The sequence below is a fragment of the Mitsuaria sp. TWR114 genome (assembly GCF_007997345.1).
This window is the reverse complement of sequence record NZ_VOSR01001066.1, coordinates 1-1,541: the sequence shown is the minus strand read 5'-3', so window position 1 is coordinate 1,541 and position 1,541 is coordinate 1. Positions and strand designations below refer to the sequence as shown.

General features: G+C 75.3%; 1 protein-coding gene. It reads right to left on the bottom strand.

Annotated elements, in window-relative coordinates:
* Positions 1-1,541, bottom strand: a 1,541-nt coding sequence (locus FUT87_RS27410) for a GGDEF domain-containing protein (RefSeq protein WP_147243017.1), incomplete at both ends; no start/stop codon positions are given.

The following is a 1,541-nucleotide window of genomic DNA, read 5'->3' as shown; positions in this document are numbered from 1 at the left end:
CCAGCGCCTGCTGCACGCGCAGCGCGGCCTGGGCCTGCGCCTCGCGGCTGCGGCGCTTCTCGACGTCGAAGAACTGCACGCCGTCGCGGCCGCTGCGCTTGACGCGGTACAGCGCATGGGCGGCATGGCGCATCAGGGTCTCGGCTTCGCCGCCATCCTGCGGGTACAGCGTCGCGCCGACGCTCGCGCTCAGCCGCAGCACGTCGCCGGGCGTGCCCGCCGCGCTGCCGAAGATGTCGTCGTCGCGGGCGTCCCCGTCCTCGTCCCTGTCCCTGTCCAAGCCCATGGCCGAGGTCGGCATTTCCTCGGTCACCGAAGCGGCGTCGGCCGAGGCGTGATCTGGCGATGCGTCGATCGGCCGGCGCACCACCTGGACGAGGCGGTCCAGCGCCAGCTGCGCCTCCGCGGCGCTCTGCACGCGCAGCAGCAGGCCGAACTCGTCGCCGCCGAGCCGGGCCACCTCGTCGGACCATTGCGGCTGCTGACGCAGCGCCGTCGTCAGCCGACGAGCGAGCTCGCGCAGCGCCTGGTCCGCGCGCGCGGCGCCATGGCGGCGGTTGAACGCGGCGAAGCCGTCGAGGTCCAGCCGCGCGATGCACAGCATCGAGCCGGGCCCGACATCGCGACTTGCCTGCAGCGCGGCCTGCAGGCGGCGCTGGAACTCCTGCTCGTTGGGCAGGCCGGTCAGCAGGTCGAAGCGGCCGATCCGCTCCAGCGCCTGCTGCCGCTGCAGGTCCTGGGTGAGGTCGCTGAGCGCCAGCACGCGGTAGCGCGGCGGGCCCTCGGGCTCCGGGATCGAGGACACGGTGAGCCGCAGCGTGCGCGGCGGGCCGCCGGCGGCGCGGACCTTCACCAGTCCCTGCCAGTGGCCGGCGGGATCGGCCAGCGCCTCGGCGATCGCGTCGAGGTCGTGGCCGCTGCGATGCAGCTGCGCCGCCTCCATCGGCAGCGCCGGCCGGCCCAGCAGCTGGCGGCGCAGCGCCTCGGCCGTGTCGGGCAAGGGGCCGTCGTCCTCGATGACCAGCCCCGTCGGGGCCTCGAGCAGCTCGCCCATCAGCGACCAGTAGGCCGGGTTGGCGTCGAGCAGCCGGTGGTCGAGGTCGGTGATCGCCAGGCCTTCGTGCAGGTGCTGGAACAGGCCGCTGCTCAGGCGCTGGCGTTCCTCGGCGGTGCGGCGCCACTGGATGTCCTGCAGGCTGGCCAGCACCCGCCGGGCGTGGCCGCGCGGATCGCGGCGCACGACGCGCAGCCGCAGCTCGTGCCACACCCAGTCGCCGTCGTCGCCGGGCAGGCGCAGCGGATGGTGCAGCGCATCGGCCGCGCCCGCGGCGTCAGGGCGCCCGGCTGAGGCGCGCTCGAGCGCCGGGCCCTTCAGCAGCGCAGGCAGCAGCTCCTCGAGCTTCATCCGGTCGACCGCATGGACCCGATCCAGCCAGGCCAGCGGCGCGGCCGGATCCGGCGGTCCGAGGCGCGCCTCCCAGCCGGCCGAGGCGGCGATCGATCCGCCCGGGATCCATTGCGCCAGCGACAGGCCGGCGCTG